The organism is Pseudanabaena sp. UWO310, assembly GCF_006861605.1.
Lineage (GTDB): Bacteria > Cyanobacteriota > Cyanobacteriia > Pseudanabaenales > Pseudanabaenaceae > Pseudanabaena.
In genome coordinates this window covers 24206-39033 of sequence record NZ_SELU01000055.1, presented here as the reverse complement: position 1 = coordinate 39033, position 14828 = coordinate 24206, and the positions used below count along the sequence as shown (strand labels likewise).

Genomic DNA, 14828 nt, shown 5'->3' with positions numbered 1-14828 from the left:
AGAATTGAGTGGCGGCGCAAAGCGCCGCCACTCAATTCTTGGGGTTTATGTCCTAATACACTTGGCGACAGCTATAACAAGCGCTATGAGTCCTTAAAATAGCAAATACATTACTAAAAAATACTACTAATTACTGTACTTGGCTTGATTGGCTCTAAGTATAAATAACTGTGAGCTTGTAAACATAATTTAAAAAATAATATTTGAGATAATAATTTGAGATAATAGTTTAAGGGTTTTATTCCTAAATTATAGTTATGTTAAAATCTGTCAGAAATTTGCAAAAAAACTACTTTTTTGCGGTACATTAATAAATGGGGAGTACGGGATAACTATTGTTTCTAAAAAGCAAACATTAAGACAAACGTTAAGGCAAACGTTAAGAAAATAAAGAGCTGGTAAGGAACTATAGAAAAATCATAAGGAGTAAGCTATGTCTCTCAGTTCTCAGGCTTTCATGCAAACTATGGAGGCGCGTATATCTTTCTCCGATGCGGATAAAGCTTTACTCAAGGCGAATGCTGCATGGGGAAATTCGATCGCTTTGCAGATGGCAGAAGTCTTTTATGCCTACCTAGCCCGCGATCCCGAAATGAATCAGATTCTGAATGCCAAAGAAGGTAGGATGCATCGATTGAATGAAACTTTCGTTGAATGGTTTGGAGAAATGTTTACAGGTATGGACGATTGGGGGATCGCCTATGCCGAAAGACGTTGGCGGATCGGACTAGTTCACGTTCAGATTGGAATTGGTCCTCAGCACGTCGTTCCTGCCATGGCAACGGTGGTTAATCAAGTAGGCAAACAACTCAAATCAGCAGGGCTTTCTGAAGATCTTCGCGATGCTTTGGGAAGAATCTGTATGATCGATCTTGCCTTTATCGAGCAAGCCTATGTTGAAGTCTCATCACAAGCGGTCATGCGTGAAACTGGATGGACGGAAAGTCTATTCAAACGTATGATCACTACGGGTGCGGCAAGAATGCAGTAGAAGCGAAATTCTGCGAAACTCTGTGTGTTTTATCTGTTTGTTTTAGTTTAATCAATTTTGAGGCTTTATATGCGTCCAGAACTTGGAGATTTCAGCAGTATTGTTTGTTTTAAAGCGCTCGTCACTGGGGCTGAGGAAGCTCTTGGTGAAAAAGCCGCCATGATTACCCTCATTGCCGCAGGTCGTAATCGTGGTAAGCAAATTGCCAAACAGCTTGGACTGTTGGAAAATGAAACTTCTCTTGAAGGGCTTGTTCCCCTCCTTCAGAAAGCATTGGGTAAAGACGGAACGAGGCTTTGCATTGTCGATAAGATCGAACAAGCTGGGGAAGCAATCACAGTATATTGTCGCGAAACAATTTGCTCTGCGGGAGAACCAGAAGGCTCTCCTCGCAAACTGACTTTCACATTGGGAGCTATTCAAGGGGTGCTCGAACATGTTATGACCAAGCGTCTACGTGGCAAGCAAACAGAATCAGTTTTACGGGGTGGTTCCCACGATGTCGTTGAGTTTGAAGTGATTGGATAGCCATCTCTCCTAAACCCGTAATCCCCATTAAAACTACCAAAAGTTCCAGCAAAAGTTCCAGCAAAAGTTCAAGTTAAGGATAAAAGAATGAGCATTAATGTCGCGAAATTGGAAAGTATTTTGCAAAACTTGGTCACTAGTACCAGTGATGTACAGGGAGCCGCGTTGGTGTCTCCTGATGGTTTACCTCTAGCCTCAACATTGCCCAGTGGCATGGATGAAGAAAGGGTTTCCGCCATGTCAGCCGCCATGCTCTCCTTGGGCGAACGTATCGGCAGCGAACTCGCTAGGGGTGGCATCGATCGCCTATATGTTGAAGGCGAGAAAGGATATGGGATTTTGACCAGTTGTGGTGATGAAGCCGTATTGCTGGTATTAGCAAGCAAAGCAGCGAAGCAGGGATTGTTAATGCTAGAAATTAAACGGGTGACAACGGAACTCAAAGCAGCTTTAGCCTAGTTAGGTGCTCAAGTTCATTTTTGGCGGAGGCTCATTAAGTAGCTGGGCATAATTAAAACCCAAAACCAGAGAGAGTACCGCTCGCGCAGCGGGCGGTACTCTCTTCTAGGTTTTAAGTTTACTTCTTAGCTACTTACAACCTCCGCAAAAAATGTATTGATTTAGATCACTATAGGCAAAGAATAAAAAAATTATGGAAATCATGCGCTTGGTTGTTGCTGGAACTGTGGGAGCAGGGAAGTCAACCTTTATTCGCACAGTTAGTGAAATTGATGTTGTAGATACTGATCGCCGAGCCACGGACGAGACTGCCGAAATAAAACATAGAACCACTGTCGCGATGGACTTTGGTCGATTGACTTTTGGTTCTGACATGGCTTTACATATTTATGGAACACCAGGACAGCAGCGTTTTGACTTTATGTGGGATATTCTCATTAAAAAAGCCCATGCCTTTATCCTCCTTGTCGCAGCCCATCGTCCGCAAGAGTTTCGCTATGCGAGGCGCATTCTCAGCTATATGAATCGTCGGGTGCAGATCCCTTACATTATCGGCATTACCCATATGGATTGTGAAGGAGCGTGGTCAAGTGAGAATATTAAATTGGCACTGGGATTTGTCGAAGAGATGTCTCAGCCCCCTGTAGTTGTTTTGCACGCAGAAGAACGCGATACCGTCGTTCAAGCGATCGTAGCTCTCGTGCAATACTATATTCAAAGTACCGCCGCTTGATCTAGGTCATTTCATATTAAAGAAGTTAAAGAATAAGTCTATTCATCGTCAAGGATTCAAGCATATACTTTCTGGTTTATAGTTATGGCAATTACAGGCTCTTTATCCGAATTTTCTCTTCCTGAGATATTTCAGTTCTTAGATCAGGGGCAAAAAACTGGAATCCTCACCATTCGCGATCCCCAAAACACCCAGACAGGTAAACCCTTTTTACGACATATCTGGTTGCAAAATGGAAGGGTTGTCGCGGCGGGCGATCGCTTAGACAATCGAGGACTAGTCAGATTAATTGAGCAAAGAGGTTGGCTCAACCCTTCTCAAAAAGATGATTTAGAGCGTCTTCTCGAAGAAAACGTACTGCTAGGACTAAATCTCAAATCCTTAGGCATATTACAGCCAGATCAGTTAAAGCTCTTGTTTAGCGTACAGGTGCTGCGACAGGTATGCGCTCTATTTCAGGTCGAATCTGGACAGTTTCGCTTTGATGCGAATGTGAGTTTGCCCAAGGCAGAAATGACGGGCTTGAGTCTCCCTGCGACCGAGACGACCTTGATGGGATTGCGCAGTCTTAAGGATTGGCGAATATTACAAAGTAAGTTGCCCGAACCAAATTCGACCTTATTTAATATCGTCCCTGCGGGGCGATCGCAACTGCGGTTAGATGTTAATGAGACTCAATTATGGTCTTTGGCTGACGGTTCTAATAATTTAAGAAGCATTGCCCAACGCCTTGATTTACCGCTTGCCAAAGTCCAACAGATTGCTTTTCGGCTAATTGTTGTAGGCTTAGTAGAAGAAGTACCCGATATTGATATGGGGATAAATGATATAGATGATACAGATTTGCTAGCTAATGATTCCAATGGTAAAGCCAATAATATTCCCGATCGCCCACCTATTAGTAATAGCTTCTTACAGAGCTTAGTCGGTTTTTTACAGCATAAAGCTTAGAAATCACGGTTTAGAAATTACAATTTAGAAATCACAATTAAGAAATTACAATTTAGAAACCATTTAAGAATTGGATAGATCCCCCCAGCCCCCCTTAAAAAGGGGGGAGAATTAAATTCTTCCCCCTTTTTAAGGGGGATTGAGGGGGATCTCTTAGAGTTGTTGACCGCAGAAAGTAATTCTTAAATGGTTTCTTAGAAATCACAATTAAGAAATTACGATAAATCGATAAATATTGATATTTATGAAAGCCATCTCTATTTTAGGAACATCATCTAATGCTGGTAAAAGCTGGATGGTGACAGCATTGGGAGCATGGCTGAGGCGCAATGGAGTAAGAGTTGCTCCCTTTAAAGCTCAAAATATGTCTAATAACTCCTATGTGACGCTAGAAGGGGGGGAGATTGGGAGAGCGCAAGCCGTGCAGGCGATCGCCTGTGGGATGCGTCCCATCGCAGAGATGAATCCCATTCTTCTCAAACCTTCAGGGAATGGAACTTCGCAACTGGTTTTATTAGGGAAAGCAAAGCAACATATTGCCGCCATCGATTATTATCAGCATATCGAGACTCTATGGGAAACCGTTCGGGACACCCTTGAATTTTGGCGCGATCGCTGTGATGTTTTGCTGTTAGAAGGGGCGGGAAGTCCTGTTGAGTTAAATCTCATGCATCGCGATCTGGTGAACTTGCGTCCAATCATTCATTTACAGGGACGGTGGATTCTGGTTGGGGATATCGAGAAAGGAGGTGTGTTTGCCCAGATTATCGGCACGCATCAACTTCTATCGGAAGCTGTCAAAGCTATGGGGCTGGGTTTTGTTGTCAATAAATTTCGTGGCGATTTACGATTGTTTAGTGATGCGGATCATCACTTTCGCCAGCATCTGCCCCATCTTCCCTATCTAGGGGTTTTGCCCTATGCCTCAGATTTGCAACCTGAGAGCGAGGATAGCCTTTGCCATGAAGCCGAAACTAGTGGTAGCGGCGCGAAGATCGCATGGATCAGATTTCCCCACTTGTCGAACTCGCAGGATAGTCAACCTTGGCAGTTAGATGCGGGGATTGAAACTCTATGGGTGCAGAGCGTTGCTGAACTAGATCGCGCCAGAATTATCATTCTTCCAGGAAGCAAAAATACCCTCAGCGATCTGCAATGGCTGCGGACTACGGGCTTGGCGGATGCAATTCTGTTGGCGCATCGCCGAGGTATTCCGATCGTGGGTATTTGCGGGGGCTACCAGATGTTGGGTAAATATCTGAGCGATCGTGATGGGCTGGCGGGTAAAGCGGGAGATGTTGAGGGTTTAGGGCTATTACCGATTAACACGGAATTTACGGCGACCAAACAGGTACGGCAAGTACAGGCGATCTGGCAATCAGAACAAGCGATCGACCAATGGATGACCTACGAAATTCATATGGGAAATACTAAGTCAATGGAGAGCGATAAATCTTGGTTACTGCCGCCTTTGTTAACGATTCAATGCGATCGCGAATATCGTGATGAGGGAACCAAGGGGGATCTGGTGTGGGGTAGTTATTTGCATGGTTTGTTTGAATCGGCGGCTGTGAGGCAGTCTCTCACAAGATTGGCAAATATTTCCGAACATCAGCCCGCTTTAATATCTTGGCAAGATCGCCAGCATCAGCTTTATAACGAGATGGCGGACTTACTAGAAGCCCATTTAAACCTTGACGAGATTCGTCATTATCTAGATAAGTAGCTGGATTCAAGCCCTGTGGCGCACGCGCAGCGTGCGCTACCGTTTTTCTAAGAGAAGGTTGGCGCGAAGCGCCAACCTTCTCTTCTTGGGGACTGATGAAATTAGTTAACAAAGTGCGATCGCTTTTCTTTGCCGTGCGCCGATCGTATACCATAGCTTAAGTCACCAAAAACTCTAGCTTAGTAGACTATAAACAGATTTTGCAGCAATTTCCCTTCGATTTTAATGATTTACCAACCCCTACTTATTTGGTCGGTGGCTGGGTACGCGATCGCTTATTAAATCGCCAGAGTAAATATCTCGATTTAGATTTCGTCTTACCAGAAAAGGCTGTGGAGACGGCTCAAGCGATCGCCCGCAAGTATAAAGCGGGGTTTGTAGTCTTAGACGCAGAGCGCCAAATAGCTAGAGTCGTATTTAAAAATGGTACGGCGGATTTTGCACAACAGATGGGGCAGAGCATCGAAGCGGATTTAGGGCGGCGAGACTTTTGTATGAATGCGATCGCCTTAGAATGTCATCAAACTAGCCAAAATAACGATCAGAACGTTCAGAATGCTCAGAATATTAGTGCAAGTACAAATGTCCAAGATTTTCTGTCTGAGAATTCCTATCACTTTATCGATCCCTTAAATGGTATCCGTGATCTGCAAGAGCAGAAAATTAGGATGGTTGCTCCTGAGAACTTGGCAGAAGATCCTTTGCGGATTTTGCGAGGATACCGACAGGCGGCTCAGTTAGGTTTTGCAATTGAGGGCTTAACTCGACAGGTCTTAATTAAATTTGCGCCAAAGCTGAAGTCTATAGCGGCGGAAAGGGTCAGGACAGAATTGGGGTATCTGCTGTCCACTCAAAACGGCAATCAATGGATGCTAGAGGCTATTGGCGATCGCATCTTAGAGGATTGGTTGCCAAGTCAGCATTTGAATTTAGCAAGATTTACCCAGATTGGAAGGGTAATTCGCGACTTGTTAGCAAAATTCCCGCATCTAGACTTATTTTTCAGCAAACAACTAGCAGGCGATCGCTATGCCCTAGTCACGATCGAACTAGCAGCCCTAACCAATAGTGCGACGGCTCTAGAGCCATTGGGTTTGAGTCGTGCAGAACAACGATGGTTGGTTGGCATTTTGCGCTATCTACCGCAATTTATGACTTTAGTCAGTCAGGCAACGCGAACGGCGCAATATAAATTTTTTCAAGCAACCTTAGAATTTTTCCCAGCGATCGCTGCGCTTGCCCTAGCGAGCGGATGCGATCTAGAGAGTGTCGCCCCTTGGTTAGAACGATGGCTCAATCCCCACGATGCGATCGCCTATCCCGTTGCCCTCATTAGTGGCGACGATCTGCGCAATGAATTGGGAATAGCACCTAGCCCTAAAATTGGCGAATTATTGGAAAGCGTCAAAATTGCACAAGTGGAAGGCAAAATTCAATCCAAACAAGAAGCAATTGATTTAATTCAATCAATTATGTAAGTTAAGATTTATACCAATTCCAAAAATGGCGTTGCCATTTTTGGAATTGGTATAAATCCGTTCATTTTTAGAACTACAAAGAATTGCTAATTCGGACTAAGTAGTTAAGCATAAGTAAACTTAAAACCTAGAAGAGCGTACCGCCCGCTACGCGGGCGGTACGCTCTTCTAGGTTTTGGTTTTTAGTTATGTTTAACTATTTATTAAAATTTTTGAATCGGAATGTTGGGATTTGAACCCAAGACCCCCACTACCCCAAAGTGGTGCGCTACCAAGCTGCGCTACATCCCGTTGCGTTTTTGACGCTTTCCTACTATATCACAATGATTTGCGGATTTTGCAATTAGAAAAAATTTTTTTAACGTGAGTTCGGAATAATTTGAAACGGGATTTGATAAAGGGTTTGCGTAGCAAACCCTTTATCAAATCCCAAAAGTAAAAGCCTTGCTTAGCAAGGCTTTTACTTTTGGGATTTTAAAATTTGTCAGCTTACCCCGCACTGACCTTACTTACCCATGTTGCGCTTGAGGCGCTCTAGCTCCTCATCCATTTCCCATTTACGGAAGGTCTCTTCGAGTTTATCGTTAGGATCGCGAAAGGGAGGAGTATAGAGATTATCCCAATTGAGAGGCGTACTACTTGGGGATTTTGCTTTAGCCGTCCTAGCCGCTTCAGCAATCTTGGCTTGCACTTCTTTGCGCCTTTCTTGGATCTGTACTTGGAGTGATTGACTATCGATCGCGCGTTTTTTTACAAGTTCCATCTGCGCCCAGATTTGATTGCCTTGACGTAACAAAGCCGCTTCCCTTTCTTTTGCGGCGCTAGCTAGATCGGGACGGTCAAACGACTGCGCCTTCACGGTGCGATCGTGCCAAACCCGAATTTCTTCGGCAATTTCTAAAATTCGATCTTGGAGATTTTTCTCTTCTTGCTTAGAACTAACGATTAATTTGGCAATTTCTTCTTCTTGCTGCCGTAACTTATCTTCAAGGATTTGCAACTCAATCTGAGGATTACTACGAATAAATTCCTCTAAGCGGGTCTCTAAAAAACGGGATATATCCTCTATTAGCCCCATATACTATCCTCAGATGTTGTTTAAAAAGTTAAGGTTAAAGTTAAAACGAGCCTATAGATAGTCTATAGATTAAGTCGCGCCATAACTAGCACTCATTTTAACACCTAGAACTTTTGCCCAACAAATACGGTTTTACTCTCCTTACCGCGTTTAATTGTGATTTCCTGCTGACTTACTCGCGATACATACCAGCCCGTATTACTAATCGCTTTACCGAGCCCGATCGATTGTACCGAACCATTCATATCAAACATCGCCGTAGAGCGATCGCCTAAATCAAGTACTCCAATTAACGTGTAGGAGGGTGCAGGAGCTGCTGCTACAGCGTTGGACGAGACTTGAGTTGATGGTGTTCGGGTATTGGGAGAGCCATTGGTGACATCAATGGTGTTGCCTGCTGTTGCAGGGGGCAAGGCAAGAGGCGATGGGAGATTATTGCCACCATTTACCGTCGGTGGTTGGTACACGGGCACGTACATTGGTTGCTGCATCCCATTAGCAAAGGGATTATTTGCCCCAACTGGTAAGGGCATGGTGCTGATGAGGGGGGCGGTCATGAGCGGTAGATTGCTACCAAGGGCATTGTTCGGACTAGCGATCACTCGATTTTTATCGGTCACTTCTGCTAGCATCCGCTTAATTTCTTCGCCAAAGCTCTTGTTATCGGCATTCTCCTTAGAGTTAGCGACTTGAGGGACGACGACCGATTGTCTACCCAGCCAAATGCCATGATTAATCGTCCACATTACTGCTGCTAGCAATGCCGAACTACAGGCAAATACCAACAACAGGCGATCGAGGAGGTTAGATTTTGGGGTTTCTGGAGGTGGCGCGATCGGGGGTAGATTGCTGCTTGGCTCTGGATTGCGCATGATGTAAGGCTGAATCCAGAGAACATCCTGTTTGGAAATTGGTGGCAAGGAAATATCCGCAACGTTAAGTTTGGTGATGCTAACGGTATCTTTTGATGTCGATATCTCTCTTTCGGAAGAATCCATTTTGGCAATGGCAACTATGTCGGAACCTGATGAACGAGCGGAGGAATAGGGGGCGGAGTTGGTATGTGTTTTTGAGGATCTTGTGGGCGAACTTTTTTGTTTAAGCGATCGCTGCTTTGCGTAATCAACGTGGAGGGTAGACTCTACTTCTCCAAATAGATCGTCCATTAAGTTATCAACGTTGTCTGTATAGGCATCAACGTCTTGAGTTACGTAAAACTGGTTTTTATTATCTGTATTTTGCATCATATGCCAACCCTATTCACTCCATTAACCAAGCACTCGTGAGAATACCCAAACTTATTAATCAAAATTAATCAAATTATTTTGTGTCGATATCCTAATCTAAGCCACAATACTTTGAACCTGTCTCAGAACAAACAAGAAAAAAATAATACTGGTAAGTGATACCACAGATTGCTTCTTAATGCCACAATTTTTTGTCAGATCTCAAAATCAGATTGTCAGATCGATTTGTCAGATGGGATTGTATAGATAATTCAAATAAAAACTACAGCTTCGACTTCGCTCAGCTAGCTTACACCGAGGGCTGAGCGAAGTCGAAGCCCGTCTACAAGTTATTTAAAACAACTATAAGATGGGGCTGTAAACTATAGCTGCCGCCAACTGTATCAGGACATAAAACCCCAAAGAGAGTTGCCGCGCTCCGCGCGGCAACTCTCTTTGGGGTTTTCATTATGCCCAGCTACTTAATTAGATGCGTACTAGATCGGGATAGATAGTCAAAATCTCATCGGTGGTTAGGGTGTATTCTTCAGACTGAGGCTCCCATAGCACTTCTACCGCTAAGAGATTATCCGCAGGAATAGAGCCGATCGCCGATAGAGAGGCTTGTAAATCTGAGGACGAGCGTAAAGTTGGCAATTTGGCGAGGGTTTCACCAGCAGTAGCAATTAGGATGGTTACCACAATATATTCGCTAGGATCTTCAATGCTGAGCTTTCCTTCACTGGGCAATGAGGGAGCCGCAGCTTTGCCTTGAAGGATGCGACCGCTCACATTACTTAGTACTTCCGCATTGAGTTTGCTCCGTTCAGACATTACTAATCCGTTGAATTTCTGTTCGGCAAGGGCAAACTGGGTATTTTCACTGGCACTGCTGACATAGACCCAATATTCAGGATGACGCATCAGGGAAATCGCCGTTTCACGGGTGACGGTTGCCAACCCTTCTACCGAGGATGTGTCTGACTCAAGGGCTAGACGGGTTAGCTCCTGTTGTAGCGATCGCGCTGAGGACAGTAGCCCCACCTGAATTTTGGCTACGGTTACCTTATTATCAGTACCTGTAATCCCTTCGCCATCACCGCGACCCCGAAATGCTTGGAGGACAGCGCCTGCAACGATCACTAACAACAGGATCGAAAATAGCCCGCCACCGCCGCCGCCAAAAAACATCGGTAGGAAGAAAAATCCACCGCCGCCACCGATGGGGGAATAGGAGCTGCTATTGGAATAGGAGCTACGGTTGCTATAGCCAGAGTTGGAGGGCATCGAACGGCTGGGCGCAGCCCTAAAGGCACTACCACCCATTCTGCCCCCCGATCGCTTGGCAAGGGCTTCGTGGGTGTTGCCAAATAAGACCATAGCCACTAATAAAAGGGCGAAAAGTGATCGCGCTGAGCGCTTGGCGATCGCCTTAGCTGTTTGGATAAATTCTGAGCTAAAAAATTTCATAGGACAAAAGATAGGACTCAAATATTACTCAAAAATATTGCTTTGTGATAAATGTTCTCCCTCAATTCTAGCTCTATAGCAACGTAAGGTTTGCCTAGGGCATAAGGACGAGTGACGGCGCGAAGCGCCGTCACTCGTCTTTAGATAAATAGCTGGGCATAAAACCCAGAATCAAAACCTGTAGCGCACGCTGCGCGTGCGCTACAGGCTTTGATTTTTTATATTTAATTGCGTTTAGCTACTTAGTCAAGGTTTGATAGCCAATCCATGACCCGATCGCCTAGCGATACACCGTCAAGGCGATCGATCTCGCGTACCCCTGTGGGGCTAGTAACATTGACTTCCGTGAGATAGCCCCCAATTACATCGATACCTACAAACATTAAACCGTCACGCTTCAGGACTGGGGCGAGTTGGGTACAGATTTCCCGTTCGCGATCGGTAATATTGACCTGAACGGCACTGCCACCCGCCGCCATATTGCCGCGAAACTCCCCTGACTGGGGGACGCGATTGACAGCGCCAATGGGTTCGCCATCTAGCAAAATAATCCGTTTATCCCCCTTTTGAGCATCGGGGAGATATTCCTGCACCATCACAGGAGTTTTACCGATATTAGTACTGATTTCGATCAGGGAGTTGAGATTGCGATCGCCTACTTCTAAAAATAAAATTCCCTCACCACCTTTGCCACCCAAGGGCTTCATCACCGCCTTGCCCTCGGCGGCAACAAAGTCGCGAATTGTACTTTTATCTGCCGTGACAATGGTTTTAGGAATTGCACCTGTAAATTGCAAGGCATACATTTTTTCATTAGCGGCGCGAATGCCCTGTGGTGAGTTGAGGACTTTGGTTTTGCGCCCATCCACATAGTCCAGAATATAGGTTGCGTAAAGGTATTCTGTCGTTACAGGAGGATCGGGGCGCATCCAGACAAATTGCATATTTTCTAGAGGCTGAAAATTGCCCTTGTCAGTCTCATACCAAGGATTGGGGATTTGCCACTTACCATCGATGAGGGGCATGGGGTGGATTTTGATTGGTTGCAGCAAAGCCCATGCTTTACCATCCCTCACGCTAAGAGTATTCATATTGGTAATAAATACTTCATAACCTTTGCGACAAGCCGCTTCCATGAGCGCAACGCTAGTGTCATGGGCGGGATCGAGCTTCGCGATCGGATCGATAATAAAGGCGAGTTTCATAGAATTTTATTATTTTTTCAGAGCTTAATTCAGAGCTTTATACCAATTCCCAAAATGGCAACGCCATTTTGGGAATCTCAAAACCTTACTGGGTTTGGTTGTTAATTCATGAAAGTGTTGTCACACTTTCGTGAATTGGTATTAAGTAGCTGGGCATAATTAAAAAACAAACCTTAAACCTGTAGCGCACGCTGTGCGTGCGCTACAGGTTTTTGCGTTTTATTTTTAAATTGGGCTCTAGCTAATGATTGTGGAAACCAGTCGTAAAACCTTAGGAATTTCCTCTGTCTCAGGAGCAAATTCTAGCTGAGTTTCTTGAGTGGGTAAATATCCAGATTCCGCAAAGGAGATTAACATTCTTTGCAGGGCAAACCATACCTCTGACTCAAATTCCCAATCGTAACGGGAATTTGCACGACCTGCGATCGATCGCAAAGCCCAAAAGTAACTATTACGGACAATCGAACCTTGCTTGTTATACTTTGGCACATCCTCACGATGAATAAAGAGTACTTCGTTTTCAATCTTGACTCGCATTTTAGCTACTTACTTAGAAACTTGTAATTATACCCAAGCTCAAAATGGCGTAGCCATTTTGAGCTTGGAAAACCCTTACTGGGTTTGTTTTTTAATTCACAAAAGTGTTGTCACACTTTCGTGAATTGGTATTAGAAACTCGTAATACCAATTCCCAAAATGGCGTTGCTATTTTGGAAATCTCAAACCCTTACTGGGTTTGTTTTTTAATTCACAAAAGTGTTGTCACACTTTCGTGAATTGGTATAACTAGATAAGCATAAGTAAACTACAACCTAGAGAGCGTAACGCCCGCTAAGCGGACGTTACGCTCTCTAGGTTGGTACTTAATTAGAAACTTGCCTGTAAACCGATTCTATAGGTTAATCCTGGTTGATAGATGCGATTAGTTTTTTCATAGCTATTATCGGTCAAATTTTCTAGATTCAAAGTCAAAGCTACATTTTTATGTAAAGGAACCTTGGCGTTAAAGTCCAAGCTCAAATAGGCGGGAGAAAAGTCTGTAGCATTTTGTCCTGCTGTCCCTTGGGCAAAAACAGCCCGACGGGAGCCGCTGTAGTAGTTGAAAAATAGATTTGCTTGCCAACCATTGGCATCATAGCCAATGCCTAACTTGCCTACGGAATAGGGAACAGTAGCCAATTGCAAACCAACTTCAGAAGCCGTTTTGCTGCTATTTATTTTGGCATCGGTATAGGTGTAATTGAGAAATGACGAGAATTCTGGTGAAATTTGCCACTTTATACCAGCTTCGATGCCATTGGTGCTAACCTGCCCGACATTGTCCCATCGCCCCGCAATGACACCAAGGCGATCGCTAAGACTGCTGCCAAAATAGGTTAACTGCACCAGTACGGAGTCCGCTGCGCCACTCCAATCAAATCCAGCCGTATAGGCGACACCCCGTTCAGGAATGAGACTAGAATTTGGCAACCAATTATGTACGGTATCAAATACATAGAGTTGGTCTAGTCCAGGATTGCGCTGAAGTACGGCAAAACTATTGCGAAAAGCAAGATTGGGGGTAAGGTTCCAGCGCGTGCCGACCGTGGGATTGAGGTAGCTACCAAAATCGCTTGTAAAATTTTGCCGTAAACCTAGTTCTACTTGAAAGTTTTCCGTGGCTTTCCAAGTGTTTAAGGCAAACAGAGCCAGAAGAGAGCGATCGCGATTGACAATGCCATTCTGGGCAGATAATGCAGGAAGCGAACTAAATACATCGCCACGGATAGAATCTGTTTTCAGATCTAAGCCCCATGTCAGCTTATTAGTTTCGTTCAGTTGCCACTGATGTTCGACTCGACCGCTCAAGGCTCGCGAATCTAGGGAAGCATTCCGAAAATCACTCGTGCCCGTTGGTCCATAGGTACTGAAAAAATCTTGATTAAAGGCGATCGTTGTCTTCAGAATTGAGTCATCCCCTTGACCGAGCTTGCTAGTTAAAGTAGTACCAATATTGAATAGATCATGGTCGAGGCGATCGCGTTGTAGTGGAAATCCAAAGTAGAGTAGCCCTCGCCGACTAGCTGTTTTATAAGCATCAATACTCAAGGAATTGCGAGAATCGATGGGGAATTCGACATTACCGTAAAAGTTGTCAACACGGCTATCGCCATTAAAAAGCCTGCCATCGGAGGGATTGCGATTAGCGGCTCCCAATGGCACAGCATAGTTGTTATCGGTTGAGAACCGTTCGTAGCCCAGACGGAAGTTGACATGATCTAAAGTTCCTCCATAGCCAAGCCGATAGCGTTGATAACCATAGGAACCTAACTCAATTCCCGTAGTTAATTTGAGAGGCTGGGGAGTTTTTTTCGTAACAAGGTTAATTACGCCGCCAAAGGCTTCCGAGCCATACAGAGTTGCACTTGTCCCTCCCGTTAGTTCGACACGTTCGATCGCATCTACGGGAATGCTATTAAGATCGGTTCCCCCATGATAGGTATTAACGTTACTCCCAAAGGATCGACCATCGATCTGAAAAGTGGATTGGTTGATCGAAAAGCCACGCAAAAAAGTGCCCGTATGGATGTCCGCTCCAAATCCATAGTCATTGATCGTGAATCCTGGCAAACTGCGTAAAAGTTCAGCCGCACTACTGGGATTTTGCTTTTGGATATCTTCTTTAGGGACAATATATACGGGAGCTGAAGTAGGTGTAAATGGAGCTTTTTTTCCTGTTACTTGTATTTCGACTTCATTTTCATTGGACTCTTGCGCGAGGATTTGACTCTGGGCCGGGATCTCAACCTTGAAGTAGGGGATGAGCGAACTAGAGCTTTGCGATACCTGCGATCGCAATTCACCCACAGTCGCGATGTTTGTATTTTGCATTTCGACTACCATCTCTGATAGCTCAGCACCAGCAATTTCCACCATACTAAAAAGAGACGCAGCAAAGCTAGGTGCTACATACAGCAACTTCATCGATTTCATGTCAACCTTA

At 44.7% G+C, this 14828-nt stretch carries 13 protein-coding genes and 1 tRNA gene; 7 read left to right on the top strand and 7 right to left on the bottom strand.

Annotation, left to right across the window (positions count from 1 at the left end):
• Positions 1–433 precede the first annotated feature (433 nt).
• The 7 genes from PseudUWO310_RS16955 to PseudUWO310_RS16925 all read left to right on the top strand — a co-directional run bounded on the left by PseudUWO310_RS16955 (position 434) and on the right by PseudUWO310_RS16925 (position 6866).
• Positions 434–991 (top strand): protoglobin domain-containing protein, encoded by a 558-nt coding sequence (locus tag PseudUWO310_RS16955; protein WP_142603357.1) that lies wholly within the window; start codon positions 434–436, stop codon positions 989–991.
• 69 nt (positions 992–1060) lie between these two features.
• A complete protein-coding gene (locus tag PseudUWO310_RS16950) occupies positions 1061–1519 on the top strand; it encodes a hypothetical protein (protein ID WP_142603355.1) in 459 nt (152 codons plus the stop codon).
• An 87-nt stretch (positions 1520–1606) separates the two neighbouring features.
• On the top strand, positions 1607–1978 hold the full coding sequence (locus PseudUWO310_RS16945) for a roadblock/LC7 domain-containing protein (RefSeq protein WP_009626283.1): 372 nt from the start codon (positions 1607–1609) through the stop codon (positions 1976–1978).
• A 193-nt stretch (positions 1979–2171) separates the two neighbouring features.
• Positions 2172–2711, top strand: coding sequence for a GTP-binding protein (locus PseudUWO310_RS16940; RefSeq protein WP_142603353.1), 540 nt, complete (start codon positions 2172–2174; stop codon positions 2709–2711).
• Positions 2712–2795: 84 nt separating this feature from the next.
• Positions 2796–3662, top strand: coding sequence for a DUF4388 domain-containing protein (locus PseudUWO310_RS16935; protein WP_142603352.1), 867 nt, complete (start codon positions 2796–2798; stop codon positions 3660–3662).
• Positions 3663–3906: 244 nt separating this feature from the next.
• Positions 3907–5388: a cobyric acid synthase gene (locus tag PseudUWO310_RS16930; RefSeq protein WP_142603349.1), complete on the top strand. Its 1482-nt coding sequence runs from the start codon at positions 3907–3909 to the stop codon at positions 5386–5388.
• Between the two features lie 200 nt (positions 5389–5588).
• The gene (locus tag PseudUWO310_RS16925; RefSeq protein WP_142603347.1) at positions 5589–6866 is read left to right on the top strand and encodes a CCA tRNA nucleotidyltransferase; all 1278 of its coding nucleotides are present in this window, start codon (positions 5589–5591) and stop codon (positions 6864–6866) included.
• Between the two features lie 217 nt (positions 6867–7083).
• On the opposite strand, the gene PseudUWO310_RS16920 is transcribed toward PseudUWO310_RS16925, so the two are convergent.
• The 7 genes from PseudUWO310_RS16920 to PseudUWO310_RS16890 form a co-directional block, all read right to left on the bottom strand.
• Positions 7084–7157: transfer RNA gene (locus PseudUWO310_RS16920), tRNA-Pro, on the bottom strand.
• A gap of 214 nt (positions 7158–7371) precedes the next feature.
• Complete coding sequence (locus tag PseudUWO310_RS16915; protein ID WP_142603345.1) at positions 7372–7944, bottom strand: TIGR04376 family protein; 573 nt, start codon at positions 7942–7944, stop codon at positions 7372–7374.
• A 104-nt stretch (positions 7945–8048) separates the two neighbouring features.
• Positions 8049–9191 carry a hypothetical protein gene (locus PseudUWO310_RS16910; RefSeq protein WP_142603343.1) on the bottom strand — a complete coding sequence of 381 codons (1143 nt, stop codon included), beginning with the start codon at positions 9189–9191 and terminating at the stop codon, positions 8049–8051.
• A gap of 465 nt (positions 9192–9656) precedes the next feature.
• Positions 9657–10640 (bottom strand): DUF1517 domain-containing protein, encoded by a 984-nt coding sequence (locus PseudUWO310_RS16905; RefSeq protein ID WP_142603341.1) that lies wholly within the window; start codon positions 10638–10640, stop codon positions 9657–9659.
• A gap of 242 nt (positions 10641–10882) precedes the next feature.
• Entirely contained in the window at positions 10883–11845 is a 963-nt protein-coding gene (gene gshB, locus PseudUWO310_RS16900) for a glutathione synthase (RefSeq protein ID WP_142603340.1), read from the bottom strand.
• 237 nt (positions 11846–12082) lie between these two features.
• On the bottom strand, positions 12083–12382 hold the full coding sequence (locus tag PseudUWO310_RS16895) for a hypothetical protein (RefSeq protein ID WP_055075377.1): 300 nt from the start codon (positions 12380–12382) through the stop codon (positions 12083–12085).
• Positions 12383–12712: 330 nt separating this feature from the next.
• Positions 12713–14818, bottom strand: a complete 2106-nt coding sequence (locus PseudUWO310_RS16890; RefSeq protein ID WP_142603338.1) for a TonB-dependent receptor plug domain-containing protein — start codon at positions 14816–14818, stop codon at positions 12713–12715.
• Between the last annotated feature and the right edge of the window lie 10 nt (positions 14819–14828).